Genomic DNA, 23,025 nt, shown 5'->3' with positions numbered 1-23,025 from the left:
TTTTAAACCCCTTGATTAACCTGCGTTTTCCCCTTCCCTTTCTGCTGCAAAAAAATCCAAATATTATATCTAATAAAATGTTAAATAACAATTCTATCCGAAAAATATTTTTTCCATTATATTATTCTAGAATTTATTACTTATATGGAGGAACTATCATTGAAAAGACTAAGTATAATTATTGCGTCCATCTTATTGTTAAGCTTGTTTCCGGCTGTCAGCCTTGCAGCACCAAGTGAAGATGAAGTGGCTGAATTCGTGAAGGAAACAAATTGGTCTGAAGAAGGATTAATTGACCACCTGGAATATTTTTGGGATATGAATATCGAAGATTTCGATACGTTGGAGGAAATGATCGAATATCTGGGTGAGCCTATTACTGAAGAAAATCTCCAGCAGCTCTTAGCTGAATATGATTTTGAAAATGAGGAAGAGTTAGTGGCACTGCTTGCGGAGAATGGAGAAATGGAAACGACTGATGATGTTCGGGATGTTTTCCGATATATTGATGCCCTAGATTCCACTGTATCTTTTTTAACATATACAGGCACTGAAATTAACGAAGAAACTCTTAAGCAGCTATTAAATGATTACGGGCTTACAAAAGAAGAGCTCATTTCCCTGCTTGAGGAGAACGATGACTCCCTTGAAAACTACGAATATATTGAGGACCTTGATATCATGGTTTCCATTTATTTAGGTGGAGATGAATTGCCTGGTGAAGACGAAATGAACCAAATACTCGCAGATATAGATCTTACCGATGAAGAACTTGAAGCATTATTTGCACATTTTATGACTTTGGATTTCGAGAACCCAGACTTGCTTGATAAAATGATGGACCTTGAAAGCCGTTTAATGGCATTTGGCGAGTTTGATAGTGCCGGGGATTTAACAGAAGCAGAAATAGCTGAACTTATCAGCATTATGCAGGAAATGATGGATCTATTCCAGCTTGATGCCGAGTTTTATCTTGTGAAAGATGGCGAAAAAACCCATTTAACAACAGCTGAAATGGTTGCTTTGGAAGAAACAAAAGGCCATGACCTGCTTATTGAACTTTATAATACTCAAGGCCAGTTCCTGGCAGATATGATTATTACAGCTGAGATGTTCAGTTCAGAGCTAATTGAAGACACAGTGACTGATTTGAATCAGGCGGAAACTGTTATCAAAAAGCAGGGTCCTGCTAAAGTCAAACCAGTTTCCAAACCCCCAAAAACTGTAAAAGGCGGAAAACTGCCAAACACAGCAGGCAACTATATTGAAGGAGTATTAGCAGGCATCGGTCTGATCCTTATAGGAATGGCCATTTTACACAGACGGAAAGTGAGAGATGCGTGAAAAGGAAACTTACATTAAAAGGAGCTATTGGTCTAACGTTTATTTTGGGTGGAATTTGGATTGCCGCTTCAAATTTTATGCCATATTTGAATAGCCAAAAAACTTCAGCCCATATAGATCCCTCCAGCACTGGAAAAACAGATGTGAAGACTGAACAAAAAACGGAACAGCATAGCCTATACACTGTCCGTCCTGAAATGGGAGAAGAAATGGGCGTACTATCAATACCTAAGATATCGGCCCATCTTCCAATCTTCCATGGTACGGACGAAGATGAGTTAGAAAAGGGAGTTGGCCATTATGCCGGCAGCGTCCTTCCAGGAGAAGAAGACAATTCAGTCCTTTCCGGCCACCGGGATACAGTCTTTCGCAAACTTGGAGAAGTAGACATTGGCGATTTGCTTGTCGTGAACACTTCTGCTGGTGAATTTACCTATAAAGTTCGTAAAGTAAGAATCGTCGATGCAGACGACAGAACCGTAATTGTACCTAAGCCGAGAGCAACTCTTACTGTCACAACCTGTTATCCTTTTGACTTTATTGGCGATGCACCACAGAGATATATCCTCATTGGAGATCTTGTAAGAAAATGAAAAACCCGCTAACCAGGCGGGCTTTTAGAGGGAGGCCGTTTTTGGCCTTCCTTTTATTCTGTAATTGTGACTAACTTTACATCTGCAAAATCAAATCGATGGTAGTGGCCTTCAGTACATGTTAGTTCTACAAATCCTTCCAGGTCTTTAATGCTTCCAATTACTTCGGATTTATTTTCTGCTTCAACCTCTTCTGTTACGGTAACACCTTTTTCAAAAGTATAAATAACCTTAAACGTATTCATGTGTGCTTAACTCTCCTTTCCCCATTCATGTTCCCGTGTACACAGTGTTTAAACACAGAAATTTCTATTGCAGTAATTTTCTATTAATCAGATTTAACTCCAATGTATCTCTGGATGGGAAGTTAGGGTCAACACTTACATCCGGCGGGGAAATAGCACTTGATAGCATAGTGCTATTCGACAGATATCGTCTGATATCATCATAAAACCACATTTATTTCAGCAGTTTTTCAAAAGAGAGTAATTCAGAATTCCTTTTCTTCCATATGCATAATACTCGTTTATTAGTTAACATAATAAAATTATTTTACAAAAAAGAAGTCCAGCAATTAAGTGGACTTCTCTTTCCGTTATTCACCTAGGTCTGCATTATGATAAACTCTCTGGACATCTTCCAGATCTTCAAGGGCGTCAATCAGCTTTTCAAATTGAGCCTGTGCATCAGCCTCAAGGGTGACTTCATTTTGCGGGAGCATTGTTAATTCAGCAACAGCAAACTCATTGATGCCTGCTGACTTGAATGCTTCCTGAACTGCATGAAACTGATCGGGTTCTGCATAAATGATTACCGTATCATCTTCTTCCAGAATATCACGTGCATCTACGTCTGCTTCCATCAGGATTTCCAGGACTTCTTCCTCCGATTTGCCTTCAATGCCGATAACTGCGGTTGAGTCGAACATATAGGAAACGGATCCGCTCACGCCCATATTCCCGCCATTTTTTCCGAATGCAGCACGTACGTTAGAAGCTGTGCGATTTACGTTATTAGTCAATGCATCGACTATTATCATGGATCCGCTAGGCCCGAATCCTTCATAGCGAAGCTCATCATAGTTTTCTTCCGCTCCGCCTTTTGCTTTTTCAATTGCACGATCAATGATATTTCTTGGCACGTTATATGTTTTTGCACGTTCGAGCACAAATTTTAAAGCCTGGTTTGCTTCCGGATCAGGCTCCCCTTGCTTGGCAACCACATATATTTCAAGTGCAAACTTGGAATATACACGGCTCGTATTTGCGTCTTTTGATGCTTTCTTTTCTTTAATATTGTTCCATTTACGGCCCATATGTCCCACTCTCTTTCAACTTTGGATCTATGAAATTTATGATTAGTAATAGAGTCTTCTTTACTGGGAAGAACTCTCACCTGATTATTATACATTAAAACACCTGATTTTTTCGAGTATTGTTTCATAAGAAGAAGCATGGGACTTCCAGGGTAACGATAAATAAAAAAGAGACACAAATGTGCCTCTAATTAGCTTAATAGGATTTTTTCCAGTACCTTCTGCACCTGATACCCTTCTTTAAAGGAAACCAATAATGCGTGTTCTCCTCTTATTGCTTTGCAGAGTTCTGCAGGCAGACTGTTTTCCGGCTCATCAAGCCTTAAAATTTCTCCGCTGTTTTCGGACGTACTCTGTACAAGAACACTCCAGTTCTGCATATCCAACGTGCCCTTTTCACCAAAAACCTTAAAAGACAGATGTTCTTTTTGTCCAATTCCCGCTATACCGTTTAATAGAACAGGAATGCCGCCTGAAAGCTTCAATGATGTGGTAAAGCTGGTTTCACATAGATGTTCATTATCCGGATATTCCACAAAAGAACGGACATGGAGCAGCTCTCCGAAGGTGTCCAGAATCATATGAACAAAGTGAGGAGCTACTTCCCGGATAAAGCCTCCCTGTTCCCTGCTGGAAATCCAATCGTTCTGCTGCCATTCACGCGGCCATTGTGTAAATTGCAGGTGCAGTTCTACCTTCTTAATCTCACCCAGTTCACCATTCTGTATCTTTTCCCTAAACATTTTAAAGGCTGGGCTGTATGCCATTGGAAAATTCATGGTATGGATGATTCCTGCATTTTCAGCAGCTTCATACATTTCCTTCGCCTCTTCAATGGAATTGGCCAGGGGCTTTTCACAAAGAAGATGCTTGCCGCTCTTTATAATATCCATGCTAATTGAATGATGCCATTTTGGCGGAACACCTAAATAGATGAGTTTTATGGTTTCGTCCTTGAGCAGATCGAAATGATTGGTATGTATCGCTGCATCCGGCAGCTCAGCTTTAAATTTATCTAATCGATCGGCTTTTCGATCACAAAGCGCTGCAATCTCAAACTCCTCATGCTGCCGAAATTGACGCAGTATCCTTTCCCCTACGGCACCCATTCCTATTAATCCAACTTTAATCTTTTCCTTCAACATACTTCACCTGCTTGTTTAATTTCATAGTTCTCAATTGAATTATACAGTTTATTATAAAAATTCTAAAGTTGCAAATTCTCTAATAAGTTAATAAACAAAAATATACTGGCCAATAATTGGATAGAAAGACAATGAATGGGGACATTAAAAATAATTAAGCATTAGGAGGTGTCATCATTGAACCTTGATAAGGACATGCAATTTGAAATCAAAAGTACTTTCGCGCCGAATCTTAACCGTTCCCAAACACTTAGAATTTTAGAGGTGACTCAGAACAGCGTTGTCATCCAGATGGACAGGTCAAATGGACGCGGTGTTTTCCCGGCAGATAATTTTCATTATTGGATTAAAAGAGGTTCCCTTATTAAATTGAATGACCATCATAAAAGAACCTCATAGAACACTGGGCAGGAGCCAGTGTTCTTTATTTTTTGGATCCGTCTATTAAAACTTTATGACACTACCCTTATCTTTCTGCTTCAATCAGGCAGATCGCTGCCTGCAGGATAACCAGTAATCATTTACCTGCAGCCGAATCTATCCATTATCCCCCCTGTATACATATTTAATATTATAATGCTGGATCCTGAACAGGTTTAAAGAAATGAAATTAAGTAAATAGCCTAAAAGAATGGATTAATAATATTGAGACAAGGAGTATTGATAGATGACTAATCGTAACATCCCCCATGACAAAAACCTTGATAACAGCCTCACATTATTACAGGAAGGGTATCTATTCATTAAAAACAGAACAGAAAAGTACCAATCTGATCTATTTGAAGCACGCCTGCTGGGCGAAAAAGTTCTTTGTATAAGCGGAGAAGAAGCTGCAAAGGTATTTTATGATGACAGTCTATTCCAGCGAAAAGGTGCTGCGCCCAAAAGGATACAGAAGTCACTTTTTGGCGAAAATGCTATTCAGTCGATGGATGGTGAAGCACATATTCACAGAAAGCTTCTGTTCATGTCACTAATGACACCTCCACATCAAAAAAGGCTCACCAAGCTTGCCATACAGGAGTGGGAAGCATTAATCCCAAAATGGGAAGGAGCCAAGCATGTCGTTCTTTTTGATGAGGCGAAAAAGCTATTAACCCGCATTGCATGCAAGTGGGCAGGAGTCCCCCTTAAGGAATCGGAATTAGAGGAGCGTGCTGAAGATTTTTATGCGATGGTTGATGCTTTTGGTGCTGCAGGGCCTCGTCACTGGAAAGGCCGGAGAGCTCGATCCCGTACGGAAGAATGGGTAAAATCGATTATGGAAGGTGTACGCAATGGTGCATACAGTGCAGAAAAAGGTTCCGCACTGTATGAAATGGCTTTTCACAAAGAACTTAACGGCAGACAGCTTGATGTTCAGATGGCTTCGGTTGAATTAATTAATGTGCTGCGTCCAATTGTGGCCATTGCAACCTTTATTGTCTTCGCTGCCGTTGCTGTACATGAATATCCGGAAGTGAAACAGCAGCTGCAATCCGGGCCTCCGGAATATCTTGAGATGTTTGCTCAGGAAGTAAGACGCTATTATCCGTTTGGTCCTTTCCTTGGTGCAAGGGCCAGAAAGAATTTCACATGGAAAGAAGCTGAGATCACAGAAGGAATGCTTGTGCTGCTTGATATGTATGGTACAAACCATGATGAGCGGCTTTGGTCGTCACCGAATGAATTCAGGCCAGAAAGATTTAAAGATTGGGATGGAAGCCTTTTCGATTTTATTCCCCAGGGCGGTGGCGATCCTGCCAAAGGACACCGCTGTCCAGGTGAGGGCATTACGGTTGAGATTATAAAAACGAGTATAAATTTTCTGGTGAATTTTTTAAACTACAATGTTCCAGTTCAAAATTTAAACTTCAGCCTGTCCCGAATGCCTTCATTGCCAGAAAGCGGATTTGTCATGGATAATATTAGAAAGAAGTAAAAATAGGGGCATCCTGCTTATTAAAATGACAGGATGCCTCTTAATATGGTTATTTCGCTATTAAGCAGTTGAACTTTAATATAAGTGGATGCAGGTTAATAATTGCTTAAAGTTAATCAGCGTTCACAGGCATAATTGTCCTTGTCTCTATCATGTTTTGAGTCATAGGCAGGATGTGTAGAAGGCACACCACTTGGATATACCTTCCTTAACTCGGTACAGTTTTGGTAGGACTCAGTGCTGCTGCCTGTACTGCTGGCTGTCCCACTGCTGTCATTCGACCCGCTTCCGCTGGCATTCCCCGAACTTGACGAAGAACTGCTGGCTGCTGCAGAATCCAGGTCCCCTTTAGTTGTTCCCTCATCCCCGAGAGCCCATAACCCTTTATTGGCTTCCCTTGCTTCCCTTCCAAATTCTCTGAAGTATTCACTGTATTTTACATCAGGATTATAGGTGGATGGCTCGGCATAACCATTCAGAACCAAGTGTGCATTGAACATTTTTTCACGTATTTCATTTTCGTCCATATCATCAGTGGGGATGTCCACCCAAACAATTCTAAGCAGGCGGCCATACCGGTCTGTGTCAGAGACATCCTTTTGCATCCAGATTTTCTTGCCAGACAGCTCAGATGTGGTAAATTGGCTTGCTTCTTTTCCGTATTCTTCCACTCTCGTTGTTGATTCGGGAGTGTTCACTCCAATCAGGCGGACTTTCCTCCCGTCTGATGTTTCAATTGTATCACCGTCTACTACTCTGCCAACGGTAACTAGTTCCAGGCCCAAGCTCTCTGCAGCCTGATTTTGATCCTGTTCCTGTTTTTGCTTTTCAGCCTCTTCTTGTTTCTGTTTTTCTACCTGTTCTGCTTCCAGCCGGGCTTGCTCCTCTGCCTGCTTTTTGGCTTTCTCTTCTTTAGCCTTCTCTTCAGCAAGCTTTTCTTCTTCAGCCTTACCTGCTTCACCCTGATCTGTTACTATTTGTTTTTTCTCAGGCTCATTTACAGTTTCTGTTGCATCTGAATCTGCAGTTGCTAAAAAAATGGATAACACAAAACCTGCAGCCATAATCCAGCCAGATCTTTTGAAATTTATCTTATATTTTCGGTACTGATTATTTAAATATAATCCAATAAGAAAGACAGCTAACCCAATAAATGCGGCAGGAGCTGCAATTCCCAGTAACAGCATAAACACAATAGCAATAGTGATAATAGTCCATCTTATAACTTTCAAACTCTTTTTTCTCTCCCCTTTTTAAAGTTAACCTAAATTAGCATAAACTTTTTTCCACATAATTATAAACACCAATTCACTAAAGAATTGGTGTTATAACCCAATAAACTAATTTACCGTTTTTTCCCAAAAATCTCTTCCTGCAGTCTTCTTCCGGTTGGCGTGGCAGCCAGCCCTCCCTCAGCTGTTTCCCTGAGTGCTGAAGGCATGGATTGCCCGATAAGGAACATTGCGTTGATGACTTCATCACATGGAATTCTGCTTGTAATTCCGGCGAGGGCCATGTCTGCTGCTGTCATGGCGTTGGAAGCACCCATGGCATTTCGCTTTACACATGGAACTTCTACTAGTCCCGCAACTGGATCACAAACAAGGCCCAGCATGTTTTTAAGTGTTATTGCCATCGCTTCAGCCGCCTGTTTTGGTGTCCCGCCTGCCATTTCTACAATAGATGCTGCCGCCATGCCGCTTGCAGACCCTACCTCAGCCTGACATCCTCCTGCTGCACCGGATATGGAGGCATTGTTTGCCACCACAAAGCCAAATGCTGCTGAAGTAAACAGAAATTCTATCATTTCCATTCGTGTTGGATTGAGAACTTCTTTTACAGCGAACAGTGTGCCTGGCACCACGCCAGCCGAACCTGCTGTAGGGGTGGCACAGATTGTACCCATTGCAGCGTTCACTTCATTGGTTGCAACTGCTTTGCTGACAGCATCCAATAAAATATTTCCTGATAAAGCCTTTCCGCTCTGAATGTACTTTTGCAGAAGGACTGCATCACCGCCAGTCAGACCCGTAACAGACGTGACACCTTTCAGTCCTCTCTCGACAGCCTGTTCCATGACTGTCAAATTGCGGTCCATTTTGGCGATAATTTCATCACGAGTCAAACCAGTTACTTCTATCTCCTGCTGAATCATGATTTCAGCAATTTTTACACCTTTATTTTCAGCGAGCTCAACAAGCTCAGCAACATTTCTAAACAACATTAGACTTTCCCTCCTGATGACCAGCTAACTATTAGTCAACCATTCTGATAATTTGAGTGATATTCGGAAGCCCTTCAAGCTCTGTCATCACATCATGGCCGATCTTCTGATCCACTTCAATGACCATAATTGCCATTTTCCCTTTTTCCTTGCGTGAAACTTCCATATGTCCAATATTAATCTGGTGCTTTGATAAAATATTCGTAACAGCGGAAATAACTCCAAACTGATCGTTATGCACAACTAAAATGGCAGGATGTTCGCCAGATAACTTTAGTTCAAAAGAATTCAGTTCGGTTATTTCTATTGTCCCGCCGCCGATGGATATCCCCACAAGTTCAAGGTCACGATCTCCTTCGGTAAGCTTGACCCGTACAGTATTAGGATGGTCTGTAACGGTATCTTCAACTGTAAAAATGACTTCAATCCCTGCTTCTTCAGCTAATTGAAGAGCAGAAGGAATTCGCTCGTCAAAAGTATCAAAGTCGAGGATTCCGCCAACAATGGCAACATCCGTACCATGTCCTTTATAGGTTTTTGCAAAAGAACCGTATAAAGAAATCTTGGCTTTGGACGGCTGTTTTCCGAAAAGAGTCCGGGCAACACGCCCAATGCGTGCAGCTCCGGCTGTATGTGAACTTGAAGGTCCGATCATAACCGGTCCAATAATATCAAACGCGGATCTGTATTTCATTTTTTATGCCCCTTTACTTTTAAGGTCTTTTAATTCATATAGCTGCAATGAAAATTACAGCAAGCAGGCTTTTCCTCAAAATTCTTTATTTATGCTCCACAGCTTCCGGCTGCAGCTCATTAATCGTTCTGATTTTCTGCAGGTAATTATAGATGGTGAATTTGGAAACCCCAAGCACAGATGCAACATAATCAGTTGCCCCTTTAATGAGGAATGTCCCTTTATCTTCAAGCTGGCGGACACATTCAACTTTTTCTTCGAGCGTCATCAATGAAGGTGCCTTCCTAAAGCCTTGAAGTACTTGATCCACCATCTCGTGAATAACATCCTGGACGGAATTAAAAAAGGTCTCCGATTTAGAAGAATGTTCATCAAAGCTGATAAACTCTTCAATCTCTCCTCCAAATTGCATGAGCAGACTAATATCATAATTAAGGCACAATGCACCAATTACTTTATTTTCATCATCACGCAGAAAAATCGTGGATGATTTCATGACATTCCCTTTTTTGGATTGTGTTTTATAATTGGCTATATCATTAACTTCGTTTTTATGTTTGGCTAATTCATTCAATACAAGATCTGTAATGGGTGAGCCGATTTTCCTGTCCGTTATATCTCCTGCTATATGAATAAGCGATTTTTTCAAGTCGCTGAAATCGTGCACGGCCACTTCACAGCGGGAACCAAACATTCGAACCAGCATATCTGCGGTTCGGATCGCCAAGTCAAAAACAGGTCTATGGCATTCCTTCAACTTTGTCACTCCCTTTTGTGAAATCGCTTTCATTATTATACTACTCTATATTTCTTTATAATTTCATATTAACATAAAAACATACATTGTTAAAATAAAATTTTAATAGCTACAAAAAAATTGTAAGACACATAAAAAATTGCCGCAACAATAAATCAGATGCGGCAATTCTATATTATACATTTTTTAATACAAGATAAAGCCTGTTGACTCGCTCAGTTCGTTCCTCCTCGGAAGCAAGATCAAATTTTTTCAGTAAATGGAATACCTCATTTAAAATATCCTGTGTATGTTCCTCCTGAAAAAAAGATTGAAACAAAGAACTCATATCATCCGGCAGAAATTCTTTCTGCTGTTCAAACTTATTTTGTACATCTTCCGGTGTGTGATCCAGTTTACATTCACTCATAAAAAAACCTCCAGTATGACTGTTACTTACTTTTTTCATTATGATAAATCATTATTCTATTTTACCTTCTACAGTCCTATTAAAACATATACCTCTTCTGCATAGTTTCTTCAAACATTTCGACTATAATAGAATTAATTGATTTGAAATGAGTGAGTTCTTTGAATAAACTTTCCATGAAGCTGGGCCTGTTGTTCTTTCTGATCCTTTTTGGGCTTGAAACAATTATGTTCTTCTTTTTACATAGTACCCTTGTTGAATCACGTGTGGAGGAAGAGCTGATAGCTCTGCAGACACGCGGCAATTCACACCGTGCTATACTCGAAAAGCATTTTGATGAAAATACGATTTCCCATGTGGCTCTGATGGAATCTGAAGCAAATACAGATGTAGTTATTACAAATACGAATAATGAGATCCTTGGTGCTTCTGTTGATAGCAGTTTGATCCAAAAGTACATAGAAAGGCCGCTAATATCTTCTATAAGGGAAGGCAAAACCATCGAGGACAATTGGAAAGAGGAAGATTATATCTCAACAGTCAGCCCGATCGATCAGAATGGAGTGCTGACTGGCCATGTATATATGTTTCAGGATACAGCTTGGATTCAGTCGTTAATTTCACGCTTAAATGAACAATTTTTAATCGCCGGTTTCATTGCCGTCATTTTTACCATTACTATCATCATCTTTTTATCAAAGGCACTGGCAAAACCGCTGATTAAAATGAAGGAAGCCACCTCACAAATTAGCAGCGGTGATTTTTCAGTTTCCCTTCCTAAAACCGGTGACGATGAACTTGGGGATTTAGCTCGGTCCATTCAGTTATTGGCGGATGACCTGAATTATCTCAGAGAAGAACGCAATGAATTTTTATCCAGTATATCGCACGAACTTCGCACTCCTCTTACTTATATAAAGGGGTATGCGGATATAGTTCAGAAGCGGAACCTGAGCCCGGAAGAAAGAAATCAATATTTATCAATTATCCTGGAGGAAACCAACCGGCTTTCAGATATGGTTAAGAATCTTTTCGATTTGGCTAAAATTGATAAAAATACCTTTGATATAAAAAAAAGATCTATTGACCTGAAGGATTTTATGAAAAAAATTGAAACAAAATTCTCACCGGCATTCACCGAAAAAGGTATGCTGCTGTCTGTTATTTGTCGTGAATCAATCACTATTTCTGCGGATGCATCAAGGCTGGAACAGATCATATTTAATCTTCTGGATAACTCCATTAAGTATTCCACAGCTGGAGATAAAACAACAATTAATATAAACAGGACCAAAAAACATGTCATCATTAACATAAAGGATACCGGAAGAGGAATCTCTGAAGAGGAACTGCCCTTTATCTTTAACCGGTTTTTCCGAGTGGATAAATCACGTGCAAGAGCTCTTGGAGGGACTGGTCTCGGGCTTGCCATTGTTAAGGAACTTGTCCATGCCCATGGAGGGACTATATCGGTCTGCAGCAGAGAAGGTGACGGCACAGAATTCGAAATTGTTTTTAAGGGAGAAACGGAAAGTGAAAACAATACTTTTGGTTGACGATGAAACAAGAATGCTTGATCTAATTTCTTTATATTTAACACCCCTCGGCTACAATTGCATTAAATTGGCATCAGGCTCAGATGCCTTGCTTTACTTAGAAACCCATTCAGCAGATCTCGTCCTTTTGGATGTTATGATGCCTGAAATGGATGGATGGAAAGTATGCGAGGAGGTAAAAAAATATTGGGATATTCCCATCATTATGCTTACTGCGAAAAGCGAAAAGCCGGACATTGTAAAAGGATTGAACATCGGAGCAGATGATTATATTTTAAAGCCATTCGATGAAGAGGAGTTATCTGCAAGGATTGAAGCAGTTCTGAGAAGAAACAAAAAAGATGGAAAAACCAAAACCTTTAAAGGGCTGGAACTTAAAGAAGATTCTTTTGAACTTTGCTATAAAAATAAGGAAATCCTTTTGACTCCCAAAGAGTTTTCAATGTTAAGCCTGTTCCTCTCAAACCTGAACAGAGTTTTTTCACGTGAGCATTTAATAGGCTCTGTATGGGGCTATGGCGTTTCAATCGAAGACCGCACCATCGATTCGCATGTCAGAAATTTAAGGGAAAAATTAAGAAAAGCCGGGTTTCCTGCAGATCAGTATCTGACGACTGTCTGGGGTTTAGGCTATAAATGGGCCGGAAAGGATTAATGGATGTTTTCTGATATCATAGGATGGCTTTCAGATGAACCGATATTGGCAGCTTTTTTTAGCATATCCATGAACATTGCTGCCGCGATAACGGGTTTCCTCCCAAGTGCCTTTATTACTGCGGGCACAGTTGCTGCTTTTGATCTGAAAATGGGGCTAATCCTATTAATCATCGGAGAAGCAGCTGGAGCAATTATAAGTTTTATTCTTTATCGTAAAGGAATCACTGCGCTTACCTCCTCTTTTCCTCAGCTTAAGAATAACAAATTATTTTCTAAGCTCCAAAATGCGGAAGGGCCGGCTGCCTATTTCATGGTTGTTTTGCTGAGGGTATTGCCGTTTGTCCCATCAGGTGCAGTCACACTGGCAGCAGCATACAGCAGGATGAGGCTTCTGCCCTTTGGCATTGCCAGCACCATCGGAAAAATACCTGCTTTGTTTATTGAAGCCTTTGCGGTTTCACATGCACTAAAATTAAAAATGGAGCTGCAGATGGCCATTTTCCTTTTTACTGCTTTTTCCTTTTTGGTTTACTATTTATTAAAAAAATATAAATTAAGTTAAGGAGCTTATCTTCGGCAGATAAGCTCCTTAACTTACAGTATTATTCAGATGGAGAAAGCTCGTTTTCTGTTACCCACATGTGGTTTTTTACTTCCTGACCGTCAGCTGTAGTAAAGTCAACTGTATAGACAGTTGTTTTCTGCACAGAATCGATTACAGCTGCTGCTCCGTCCATCCCCTCCATGTGGCTTGCATTTATTTTTACCTCGGCGCCTTCTTTATATGGCTCCTCTCCTGCATCGGCAATCTCTTCATGAACTACCCATTTATGATTTTCAACTTTTTTTCCGCCAGTGGTTGGTGTATAAGAGACCGTATATACAGTAGTATCATATGCACCTGTAATTGTTGCTTCGGCTCCCTCCATCCCTTCCATATGTCCTTCTGTTATAAAGGCCTGGCTTCCAACTTCATATTTTGGATTTTCAGCTTCCTTTATTCCTTCAGGAACTTCTCCGGAGCCGGAATGGTCCATGCTTGAATGGTCTCCTGAGTGGCCGCTGCTTTCATTATTCGTTGTGCTTTCTTCAGTGCTGGTACCTTCCTGACCGGCATTCCCATCATTTCCGCCGCAGGCAGTTAATGTTATCGCTGCAGTTAGAGAAACCAGCCAAATCGCAAATTTTTTACTTGTCAGCATATCTATTCCTCCTTTTCTTCATGAAGTTAGTATGGCAATAAATTGTGCAGAAATTATGGAACAGGCATACAAAAGGCTAATTTAATTTCCCTTCAATAATGGAAAATATGTACAATTATTCATAACCGGGGATTGTAACTAAAAAGGATTGAAACAGACACCCTGCTGGATGTCTGTTTTGTCACTAAATTAAGAAGCCATTTTACGGCATTCTTCCGCACACATAAAGCAGGCTTCAGCACAGCGCTTGCAATGGCCGTGATCATGTTTTTTGCACTCATTTCCGCATGCTTCACAAATTTCTGCGCATAGGATACAAATTTGCTTGGCAAATGGGCTGTTTGACTGCAACGCCTTAGCTGCATAGGCACAGATATCAGCACACTCCCTATCCAGGCGGATACATTCCGCCATCATTTTAACATCCTCTTCTCCTAAGCATGCATCATAGCATACATTACAGGCTTTCATGCATTCTAAACAAGCCTGAATGCATTCTTCAAAAGATTGGCTATACATTCTATCATCCTTCCTTTTATCTCTTTACAAAGATACTCTACCCGTGCCTACTTTTAGTAAACTGCATATTTCCTGCATAGTTTGCGGGATGCAAAAAAGAGCAGAGAGTTATCTCTCTGCTCCTAAATCTTACTTCTGTATACCCGGCCCATTTCTTTCCTCTATAAATGGCACCTCTTTTTTTACATATGAGTAATCATTCCGGTTGACTGGAATAAATCCTTCCGGTTTATAAAAGCGCAGCAGGTCTTTGTAAACAATGTTGTCTGACATTTCAAGCTCTTTTTTCGCCTGATCGGAAAACGGCTTACAGGCATTAGCTTCAGCTATTTCGCCGGTTTCAGTAAAATAACAGGTCTCTTCAATCTGTGTATATTCAGGGGAAATGAAGTTGCCGTTTCGGAACGGGACTACTTCACGGTGCTTATCTGATAATAGATCTGATCCCATCTCCAGGTGATTTTTTGTATCAATGCCCAGCAGGTGAAGTAATGTCGGGCGCACATCCACCTGTCCGCCAACATTATGGACAATGCCGCCATCCACTCCTGGTACATGGATGAATACTGGCACTCTTTGAAGCTTGGCATATTCAAATGGTGTAATCTCTTTTCCGATTACTTCCGCCATAGCTTCATTGTGGTTTTCGGAAATTCCGTAGTGATCGCCATACAGAACAACGACTGTATGATCATACAGCCCGGACTCCTTTAAATCATCAAAGAACTGCTGGAGTGCCTGGTCCATATAATTCGCCGACTGAAAATAGTGGTTCACCACATCATTATCCGTTTCGCCAGAAGGGAAATCAGTATCCCACTCATCCATTTTAAAGGGGAAGTGATTAGAAAGAGTGATGAATTTTGTATAAAACGGCTGAGGAAGACTGGTCAGCATAGGCATGGATTCCTTGAAAAACGGCTTATCCTTCAACCCGTAGTTCTTAGTATTTTCATCGCTCATATTGTAATACTCAGCATCAAAAAACTTGTCATAGCCCATGGTTTTATACATTTCGTTACGGTTCCAGAATGTCTTGTAGTTTCCATGGAAAGCTGCTGAAGTATAGCCTTGAGACTTTAAAATAGCAGGTGTGCCATGGAAGGTATTTTGCGCTTTTGTTACATATACCGCTCCCTGTGACATTGGATATAGCGATGTATCCATGATAAACTCTGCGTCAGAAGTCTTTCCCTGCCCGGTTTGATTCACAATATTATCAAAATAAAATGTCTTGCCGCTGTGTGCAAGTGAGTTCAGGAATGGAGTAACTTCTTTTCCATTCAGCTTGTAGTCAATAATAAATGTCTGAAGAGATTCCATGGATACGTAAATAACGTTCATGCCCTTAGCTTTTCCGAAGTATTCAGGGTTCGGAGGTGCATACTTGGCTTTCACATAGTTCTCCACTTCAGTCACATCATTATTATCCGCAAGAGCCCTTTGACTGGCAGACTTCGCATTTTGCACAATATCATATACGGTGAAATTGTATGCTCCAAGGTATTTCACCAAATAATTGCGGTCGAAGGAACGTGTAAGCAAATCAGGCCGGTCATTCTCTGCAACCTCAAGATTGATGAAGAATACAATGATGCCTGCAGCGATTACAGCCAATGCGGGCTTTCGGCTCATTTTCTTTCCTGGTTTGTACCATTTCCTGACTGCCAGGAAAAGAAGCAGAAGCGTATCTGTAAAATAAAAAATATCCCAAGGAGACATTAAAGACAGAGCACTATCTCCCAGCTGCCCCCCATTAACTTTTGCCTGCATTAGTACGGGAACAGTAATAAAGTCGTTGAAGAATCTATAATAAACGACATTTGCATAAAGCAGGAAAGATAAAAATAAATTCAAGCCAATAAGCATGCCTGATTGCCATTTTCCTTTGAAAAACAAAGCAAATCCCAGGAATACCAATGTAGAACTTAATGGATTCAAAAACAGCAGAAATCGCTGTATGTCATTATTGATCCCTAAATTAAATTCGACGCGGTAGGCTATATATGTTTTTAGCCAAAAAAGGATAACAGTCAGAAAGAACACAGCAAGGCTGTTTTTCGCCAATTTCCTTGGCGATTTTAATAACTTTCCCATAAGTGTGGTTTCACCTCTTAAATTGTAAACATGCGAAAAACTTAGCAGCGGCTAAGTTTTTATATGTAAAAAATATGTAAAGCCAGCATTAATAAATGATGAATGAATGTAAAATAATATAGCACAGTTTGAGATGAATGAAAACTGATATCATCTTAATATCTTTCGCCTTTTTCCTGCAAAATCCAACAACTTTTCATAAAAATTTTCTGTTAACCCATGCAATCTGATGATAAAATGAATTTTCCCTACATAATTTCTGTGCTGCAGGAGTATTGATCTTAAAAAGGGCAAGCTAAAAATTAAACATAGATGATTGGAGAGTCTTCATGAAAGAACGTTTCTTATTTTTTATTATTGGGATGCTTATCCTGACAATGGGTGTAGCCCTAATTATCAGGTCAAACCTTGGAGCTTCTGCATGGGATGCCCTGGCTGTTGGTGAATCTCAAATGTTTCACTTAACAGTTGGCACCTTTGTTTTTATAAATGGAGTCATTCTCATTTTTATAAACGCTTTTTTAATGAAAAAAAAGCCTGAAGTCCTTGCAGCCATTTCCATTTTGATTATTGGCGCACTAATTGACTTTTGGCTTCTCGTTATTTTTGGTGACCTTACCCCGCAAACATTGGCAGGTCAATCATTCATTTTGCTTTTTGGGATCCTTTCGATGGGTATGGGAGTGGCCATCTATCTGCAGGCCAAATTCCCCGCTAGTCCGATGGATACATTGATGGTGGCCATTCACACTAGATTTGGATTGAATTTAAGAAACTCAAGGATTATCAGCGAAAGCTTTGCCCTGCTCCTTGCATTCTTATTCAAAGGTGCAATCGGTGTAGGCACGATTGTGGTCACATTAACACTTGGTCTGGTTGTACAATTCTTTTACCCGGTTTTCGAAAGAACGCTTGAAAGAATGCAGGCGCCCAAAGGCCCGCTTATCACCAAATGATTACCCTCATCCTGCTCTTCCTGGGCAGGATGTTTTAACTTCTTAACAAAATAGAATCCTTCCATTCATCAGGCAGCAGGGTCTGATACTTTGCCTGTAAATACCTGTCATCCATTAAGACAATCATCCCTGTATCGTTTTCAGAACGAATAAGCCTGCCCCCTGCCTGAAGAACTTTGTTCATTCCAGGATAAGTATAGGCATAATCATAGCCGTTTTTCCCTTGCTGCTGGAAATAAGCTTTCATCATATCACGTTCAAACCCGATCTGGGGAAGACCCACACCAACCACAAATACACCATTCAGCCTATCTCCCTGCAAATCAATTCCTTCTGAAAAAATCCCGCCCATGACGGCGAACCCCAACAGAGTACCAGAAGCATTTGGCTGAAATGCATCCAGAAACTCCTCCCTTTCTCTTTCATCCATTCCTGTCTTTTGAATAATTGCATGTACTGGCATTTCCTCATCGAGGAACCTTCCATAAACAATTTCCATATATTGATAGGATGGAAAGAAGATTAAGTAATTCCCCTTCTGTCCCTTTAGCATGCTCTTGATTGTTCTGACAATCGGTTCGATAGATCCTTCCCGGTCACGATATCTGGTGGAAAGCGGCTGTATGTAGACCTTAGCCTGATCTTTGGAGAAAGGGGAAGGAACGGATACAATGAAATCTTCCTCTTGAAAGCCAAGCATGTCCAGATAATAGTTAAGAGGCATTAAGGTAGCGGAAAAAAAGATAGCCGATTTATATCCTTTTCTGGCCTTGTGCAGAAGACTCGAAGGATCCAGGCAAAATAACTTGATGATCAGGTCATTCCTCTCCTTTTGAATATACGTTACAAACCTGTCATCATACAGTTTTCCTATTCTGATGAAATTCTGGGCAGCAAAGAATACTTCCAGCAATTCTTCTTCCGTATTGTTTCTGTTTTGCCCCAGGTAGTTTTCGGAGTATTGAACAAATTCTTCAAGAATCTCAAAAAGTTCTTCTGGGGGATTTTTTTCTGCGATTTCCTGATTTTCACCACATTTCTTTTTTAATGCAATAAAAATTCCATTAACCTGTTTTGCGCTTTTTTGAATCCCTTCATCCTTCCCCTTAAAGCTTCTGCTCAACTGAAGAAAGGCTGATTTCTCCAGGGAACTTGAATACATTTCCCTTCCGCGGTCCACCAGGTTATGAGCTTCATCGATCAATAGAGCCGTTTTCTTTTTCTCCTCTTCCAGTAATCGCTTAAGTGAGACCCTCGGATCGAAAATATAGTTATAATCACCAATAATGGCGTCAGCGGCATATGCGGCATCCAATGAAAATTCAAAAGGGCAGACTTTATGCTTCTTAGCATATTGTTCAATTGCCGTTCTGCTTATCATGTTCTCATTCTTCAGGAGGTCAAGTACGGCCTGGTTGATCCGGTCGTAATATCCATTGGCAAACTCACAGTTGTCTTTTTGGCAATTGGTTTCTTCCTTAAAGCAAATTTTGTCTTTAGCTGTGATTGTGACCGATTTAAGATTCAATCCATCATCCCCCATCATGGCTATGGCCCCTTCAGCAGCCTGACGGGTAATGGTTTTGGCTGTGGCATAAATGATCCTCTGAATATGGCCTTCCCCAATGGCTTTTAATGCTGGAAAAAGAGTGGAAATTGTTTTGCCGATGCCTGTAGGTGCGTTGGCAAATAAGTTTTTCCCCTCTGCAATGGTTTTGTATACTGCCCCGGCAAATCTTCTCTGGCCATTTCGGTAGGCAGGAAAAGGAAAAGCCAATTCTTGTATGCTCTTTGTTAATGCCTGTTGATGCTGAATCTTCCAGTCGGCGTATGGAAAATAGGATTCCAGAAGGTAAAGTATAAATTCTTCAAGTTCACGTAAAGAATAGCTTTGCTGAAATCTTTTCACTTCATCTGTTTTAGATTGTACATAGGTTAATTGAACTGTCATGTCTGGAAGATTATGATCTTTTGCATACATGAAAGCATAGCATTTAGCCTGAGCCCAATGGACTGGATATGCAAATTCATCTATTTCAGATAGCGGGAGGGAAACAGACTTAATTTCATCGATAATGTGTTCTTCATTTCTGATGAAAAGCCCGTCACACCTGCCCTCAAGCTGAAAGTCTAGGTGATTGAAGGTTAAGACTGTGTGCAGATACACTTCTTTTTGGTCTTCTTCCCCATAAAGTTTTTGGATTCTTTGATGAATCCTTGTTCCTTCTGAAAGCGGCACTGCAGAACGGAAGCCTGTTTCAATGCTGCCGCTTTTATAAACATATTCAACTAACGATCTAACCGATATTTTTATCTTATTATCCATTGAAACGGCTCCTTAGTTTATTATTTCTCTATTATAGCACATACGTTCTATTGATAAGAAAGATTTGCATAATAAGGAAATGACCCTTTACAATTTAAGGAGATAAAAAATGGGAGGAGAGTGAGCGGATCTGTTCGTTGTTTGGGCAGGCCATAAAAATTGAAAAAAATTATTTTTTGGACAATTACCGGAGGATCTTTTATTTTATTGGGATTCCTCACCTATTTTGCTTCAATGGATCTGATATCAAATAAAGTAATGACAGAAGTTGCCGGCAGCATCACTAATGATGATCTGGTGATGCTTGCCGCTGATCCAAATGTAGAGGCCCTGCTCGGAAGCAGCCCGGAGGATTTAACAGCAGTAAATCTTGAAAAGACATCGTTGCCGATCAAGACAAAAGAAGAGGCTGTGAAGAAGATTTCAGAAAGCTTTTCGTTGAAGGAAATCCAGCAGAGTGTCTCAAAAGTAAAAGGCGGACTGACCGCTGAAGAGCAGAATGAATTATACAGCCTTTTAACAGAAAGGTTATCAGAGGAAGAATTAACTGCCCTGAAAATCATTGCTGTACAGGAAACAAATAAGAATCAATAGATAATTCTAAAGAACTGTTTTTTACCTTATTCGGAAGATTCGGGATATTAGACCAAGCAAGATTCCGCCCTTTTCATACCTTAGTATGGAAGGGAGGGATCTATAATGTATCAATTGGCATTATTATATCTTGCTTGTATGCTTGCAGGCTACGGATTGACAATGGTACCTGTTTCTGCAGTTATTACTTCAGGCATTGCCAGCTTTTTCACCATTGTCGGCAGTCTGGCTATGATCATCTTTGGTCTTGCCATTCTTTATCTTGGAGTGAAAGCTTTGTTAGGGAAATAGAGTGCACATTGGAAATCACCAGCCCTGAGCGGCTGGTGTTTTTCGCTTTATCTCCTTTTAACTAAAACCCGTCATTCGTTTGACAGCAGCTGTACTGTGGCAAGTTCGATCCCATTTTTATAAAACTTCTCAGCAATTACATGTCTTAACCGGCTTTCAAATTTCTGTTTGGCTTCAAAGTTTGCAACAGGGACTTCTATTAGAAAGTCCATGGCCTTATTGCGGAAATCCACAAAACGGATATCAGGTGCAGGTGCCGTTAAAACCCCTTCTGTTTTAGGCATTACAACCTCGACTGCTTCTCTAAGAAGCTTTTCAACTTTATCTGTATCAGTACCGTACGCTACGCTGATTAGGACCTGGGCAAGCATTTCTGAGCCTGTCCGGTTCTTGATGATTTGTTCGATGAAGTATTGGTTTGGGACGATGAGGGTTCCCTCTTTAGCAGTGCGGACGATAGTGGATCTGAGACGGATGCTTTCTATTTTACCGATCTTATTATTGATCTCGATTACTTCCCCAATTTCAATAGGCCGTTCGAAGAGGATGATGATGCCTGAAATAAAGTTACCGGCAATATTGCGCATGCCGAATCCTATACCAATGCCGAGAACACCCAGCATGGCAGCAGCCGCTGTTAAATCAAGCCCAACCGTTGTCAGGCTGATGGCGAGCGCTGCAATCATGACGGTATAATAGATCATTCTGTTGAATGAATAGCCGAGCCCCCGATCAACTCCATAGAATTCATAAACAGATGTTAATACATATTTGGTGAATACTTTTACGATCCGATTTGCAAGCGAGACTGTCAAAAACGCTACAATTATTAAATATAGCGTCACATCTACCTCCCCAGCTGTGAACAAGGTATAAAAAAGCCATTTCTCCCTCGAAAAATAAAACAAGAATAGAATGATAATTCCATAAAAAGCTGCCCAGTTCACGAGTGAAGAAATTCCCTGCATGATCCGGTCGTTTTGTGCTGACTTGCCCTTTCTCTTTTTCACGAGTAAGTTAACGGTCCATTTGGCAGCCAATATTACTCCTGCAAACAATAAAAACAGCATTGCTTCCTTAATGGTTACATTTTTTATAAACAGCATAATTAGACTCCCTTACCTGTTGCGTTTTTAATGTTTTACCTATTCCTCTTACATCGATTCTTAAACGGCTGTGTTTAACAATGTTTGAAAAAAGGAAAGGTGAATAGTAAATACATATCTTAAGGTTGGGGTATATGAATGTGGATCAATAAACCATTTTTTAAATATGCAGCAGGTACTATTTTCGTATTAATCATCATTTTCCTGCTTGGGAAGATTGATTACTTCCTATGGCCAATTCGGGCTTTAGTTGCCACTATTTTCTTTCCGGTAGTGATCTCCGGTATTCTTTACTATATATTGAGGCCCCTGGTAAGATTGGTTTCCAGGTCTTTACCCAAAACAGCCAGTATTATCGTCATTTTTGCCGTTGTGCTGGGTGCAGGGTATTTAGGATTTAACGCAATCGGCAATTTGATTGGCAGCCAGGTTACTGAACTAAGCGAAAACCTGCCGGCAAAGATGGAGGATTTATCGGATGAAACGGAGAAAGTGGTTGAAAAAAACAATATGGGCATGTTTTCTTATGACCAAGTCAAAAACAAAGCCTTGAACTTTTTAGAAACCATCCTATCAGGCGCTGGCGAGAACGTGATGAAAGTCTTCTCCACCATTACAAGCATTGTGACTGTCATGGTTGTGGTGCCGTTTATCCTTTTCTACTTCCTTAAGGATGATCACAAGCTCCGCCCTTTTCTATTAAAATATCTTCCTGATAAACACGAGGAAGAAGGCAATAAAATTCTCGGAGATATTGATAAGACCTTATTTTCCTATGTTACTGGCCAGTTTATTGTGGCAGTCGTAGATGGTGTGTTAATGTATTTCGGATATAAGATTATAGGTTTGGAATATGCATTAACTTTAGCATTTTTTGCGATGTTCCTTACTGTCGTGCCCTTTCTTGGTCCGGTACTTGGCATCATACCCGCCATTTTCATCGGATTACTGCAAGGCCCCGGAATGGTATTAAAAATAATACTGGTATTGATCGCTGTTCAGCTGCTTGAAAGTAATCTCGTTTCCCCTCATGTGATGGGCAAAAGGCTTAATCTCCATCCCCTTACAGTTATTATTATCCTAATGGCTGCAGGATCAATTTATGGTTTTATCGGAATCCTCATTGCCATTCCGTTCTATTCTGTCGTTAAGGTACTTGTAAAAGACTTTAGAAGGTTTTACCGTTTAAGAACAAGGAAAAGCTTGCTTTCAGAAGAAATATAAAGTTACAAACTGCCGTTCTGGCAGTTTTTTTTATTTATAGGGCATGCTTATCCCGAGAAATAACAGTATAATAAGAATTGCGCGTGAATAATTTG

Annotated in this window: 24 protein-coding genes; 11 read left to right on the top strand and 13 right to left on the bottom strand. The window is 40.4% G+C overall.

Features of this window, described 5'->3' with window-relative positions; translation table 11 throughout:
• Positions 1-159 precede the first annotated feature (159 nt).
• Positions 160-1,344 (top strand): processed acidic surface protein, encoded by a 1,185-nt coding sequence (locus tag A361_RS12020; RefSeq protein WP_009334766.1) that lies wholly within the window; start codon positions 160-162, stop codon positions 1,342-1,344.
• Positions 1,341-1,937, top strand: coding sequence for a class D sortase (locus tag A361_RS12015; protein ID WP_009334767.1), 597 nt, complete (start codon positions 1,341-1,343; stop codon positions 1,935-1,937). The genes A361_RS12020 and A361_RS12015 overlap by 4 nt, the downstream gene beginning before the upstream one ends.
• A gap of 53 nt (positions 1,938-1,990) precedes the next feature.
• On the opposite strand, the gene A361_RS12010 is transcribed toward A361_RS12015, so the two are convergent.
• The 3 genes from A361_RS12010 to A361_RS12000 all read right to left on the bottom strand — a co-directional run bounded on the left by A361_RS12010 (position 1,991) and on the right by A361_RS12000 (position 4,397).
• Positions 1,991-2,182, bottom strand: coding sequence for a hypothetical protein (locus tag A361_RS12010; protein WP_009334768.1), 192 nt, complete (start codon positions 2,180-2,182; stop codon positions 1,991-1,993).
• Positions 2,183-2,532: 350 nt separating this feature from the next.
• Entirely contained in the window at positions 2,533-3,252 is a 720-nt protein-coding gene (locus tag A361_RS12005; protein ID WP_009334770.1) for a YebC/PmpR family DNA-binding transcriptional regulator, read from the bottom strand.
• Between the two features lie 191 nt (positions 3,253-3,443).
• Complete coding sequence (locus A361_RS12000; protein ID WP_009334771.1) at positions 3,444-4,397, bottom strand: Gfo/Idh/MocA family protein; 954 nt, start codon at positions 4,395-4,397, stop codon at positions 3,444-3,446.
• Positions 4,398-4,565: 168 nt separating this feature from the next.
• Here A361_RS12000 and A361_RS11995 point away from each other — a divergent pair, with 168 nt between their 5' ends.
• Both A361_RS11995 and A361_RS11990 read left to right on the top strand, forming a co-directional pair.
• Positions 4,566-4,796, top strand: coding sequence for a hypothetical protein (locus A361_RS11995; RefSeq protein ID WP_009334772.1), 231 nt, complete (start codon positions 4,566-4,568; stop codon positions 4,794-4,796).
• 268 nt (positions 4,797-5,064) lie between these two features.
• On the top strand, positions 5,065-6,318 hold the full coding sequence (locus A361_RS11990) for a cytochrome P450 (protein WP_019382961.1): 1,254 nt from the start codon (positions 5,065-5,067) through the stop codon (positions 6,316-6,318).
• Between the two features lie 116 nt (positions 6,319-6,434).
• Here the strand turns inward: A361_RS11990 and A361_RS11985 are convergent, their stop codons facing one another.
• The 5 genes from A361_RS11985 to A361_RS11965 form a co-directional block, all read right to left on the bottom strand.
• Positions 6,435-7,550 carry a thermonuclease family protein gene (locus A361_RS11985; RefSeq protein ID WP_019382960.1) on the bottom strand — a complete coding sequence of 372 codons (1,116 nt, stop codon included), beginning with the start codon at positions 7,548-7,550 and terminating at the stop codon, positions 6,435-6,437.
• 113 nt (positions 7,551-7,663) lie between these two features.
• The gene (gene sdaAA, locus A361_RS11980) at positions 7,664-8,539 is read right to left on the bottom strand and encodes an L-serine ammonia-lyase, iron-sulfur-dependent, subunit alpha (protein WP_026041810.1); all 876 of its coding nucleotides are present in this window, start codon (positions 8,537-8,539) and stop codon (positions 7,664-7,666) included.
• A gap of 34 nt (positions 8,540-8,573) precedes the next feature.
• Positions 8,574-9,236 (bottom strand): L-serine ammonia-lyase, iron-sulfur-dependent subunit beta, encoded by a 663-nt coding sequence (gene sdaAB / locus A361_RS11975; protein ID WP_019382958.1) that lies wholly within the window; start codon positions 9,234-9,236, stop codon positions 8,574-8,576.
• Positions 9,237-9,321: 85 nt separating this feature from the next.
• Positions 9,322-10,002, bottom strand: coding sequence for a helix-turn-helix transcriptional regulator (locus A361_RS11970; RefSeq protein WP_226280769.1), 681 nt, complete (start codon positions 10,000-10,002; stop codon positions 9,322-9,324).
• Positions 10,003-10,168: 166 nt separating this feature from the next.
• Complete coding sequence (locus tag A361_RS11965) at positions 10,169-10,402, bottom strand: hypothetical protein (RefSeq protein WP_009334778.1); 234 nt, start codon at positions 10,400-10,402, stop codon at positions 10,169-10,171.
• Between the two features lie 161 nt (positions 10,403-10,563).
• Between A361_RS11965 and A361_RS11960 the strand changes: the two genes are divergently transcribed.
• The 3 genes from A361_RS11960 to A361_RS11950 are packed head-to-tail and all read left to right on the top strand — an operon-like array spanning position 10,564 to position 13,177.
• On the top strand, positions 10,564-11,958 hold the full coding sequence (locus A361_RS11960) for a sensor histidine kinase (RefSeq protein ID WP_019382957.1): 1,395 nt from the start codon (positions 10,564-10,566) through the stop codon (positions 11,956-11,958).
• On the top strand, positions 11,936-12,613 hold the full coding sequence (locus tag A361_RS11955; protein ID WP_019382956.1) for a response regulator transcription factor: 678 nt from the start codon (positions 11,936-11,938) through the stop codon (positions 12,611-12,613). Before A361_RS11960 ends, A361_RS11955 begins: the two co-directional genes overlap by 23 nt.
• A 3-nt stretch (positions 12,614-12,616) precedes the next feature.
• Positions 12,617-13,177 carry a TVP38/TMEM64 family protein gene (locus A361_RS11950; RefSeq protein WP_019382955.1) on the top strand — a complete coding sequence of 187 codons (561 nt, stop codon included), beginning with the start codon at positions 12,617-12,619 and terminating at the stop codon, positions 13,175-13,177.
• Between the two features lie 40 nt (positions 13,178-13,217).
• Here A361_RS11950 and A361_RS11945 read toward each other — a convergent pair whose 3' ends face one another.
• The 3 genes from A361_RS11945 to A361_RS11935 form a co-directional block, all read right to left on the bottom strand.
• Complete coding sequence (locus A361_RS11945) at positions 13,218-13,817, bottom strand: YdhK family protein (protein ID WP_019382954.1); 600 nt, start codon at positions 13,815-13,817, stop codon at positions 13,218-13,220.
• Between the two features lie 189 nt (positions 13,818-14,006).
• Entirely contained in the window at positions 14,007-14,336 is a 330-nt protein-coding gene (locus tag A361_RS11940; protein WP_019382953.1) for a four-helix bundle copper-binding protein, read from the bottom strand.
• A gap of 129 nt (positions 14,337-14,465) precedes the next feature.
• Positions 14,466-16,433: an LTA synthase family protein gene (locus tag A361_RS11935; protein ID WP_019382952.1), complete on the bottom strand. Its 1,968-nt coding sequence runs from the start codon at positions 16,431-16,433 to the stop codon at positions 14,466-14,468.
• A gap of 329 nt (positions 16,434-16,762) precedes the next feature.
• Between A361_RS11935 and A361_RS11930 the strand changes: the two genes are divergently transcribed.
• Positions 16,763-17,389 (top strand): YczE/YyaS/YitT family protein, encoded by a 627-nt coding sequence (locus A361_RS11930; RefSeq protein ID WP_009334785.1) that lies wholly within the window; start codon positions 16,763-16,765, stop codon positions 17,387-17,389.
• Positions 17,390-17,423: 34 nt separating this feature from the next.
• Here A361_RS11930 and A361_RS11925 read toward each other — a convergent pair whose 3' ends face one another.
• Entirely contained in the window at positions 17,424-19,715 is a 2,292-nt protein-coding gene (locus A361_RS11925; protein WP_019382951.1) for an ATP-dependent DNA helicase, read from the bottom strand.
• Between the two features lie 159 nt (positions 19,716-19,874).
• On the opposite strand from A361_RS11925, the gene A361_RS11920 reads away from it, so the two are divergent.
• The gene (locus A361_RS11920; protein ID WP_019382950.1) at positions 19,875-20,309 is read left to right on the top strand and encodes a hypothetical protein; all 435 of its coding nucleotides are present in this window, start codon (positions 19,875-19,877) and stop codon (positions 20,307-20,309) included.
• A 105-nt stretch (positions 20,310-20,414) separates the two neighbouring features.
• The gene (locus A361_RS11915) at positions 20,415-20,600 is read left to right on the top strand and encodes a hypothetical protein (RefSeq protein WP_009334788.1); all 186 of its coding nucleotides are present in this window, start codon (positions 20,415-20,417) and stop codon (positions 20,598-20,600) included.
• 71 nt (positions 20,601-20,671) lie between these two features.
• Here the strand turns inward: A361_RS11915 and A361_RS11910 are convergent, their stop codons facing one another.
• Positions 20,672-21,706: a mechanosensitive ion channel family protein gene (locus tag A361_RS11910; protein ID WP_019382949.1), complete on the bottom strand. Its 1,035-nt coding sequence runs from the start codon at positions 21,704-21,706 to the stop codon at positions 20,672-20,674.
• 138 nt (positions 21,707-21,844) lie between these two features.
• Here A361_RS11910 and A361_RS11905 point away from each other — a divergent pair, with 138 nt between their 5' ends.
• Positions 21,845-22,930 (top strand): AI-2E family transporter, encoded by a 1,086-nt coding sequence (locus tag A361_RS11905; protein WP_009334790.1) that lies wholly within the window; start codon positions 21,845-21,847, stop codon positions 22,928-22,930.
• Positions 22,931-23,025 lie beyond the last annotated feature (95 nt).

Source organism: Cytobacillus oceanisediminis 2691 (assembly GCF_000294775.2).
Lineage (GTDB): Bacteria > Bacillota > Bacilli > Bacillales > Cytobacillaceae > Cytobacillus > Cytobacillus pseudoceanisediminis.
This window is presented reverse-complemented; position numbering and strand designations above follow the sequence as displayed.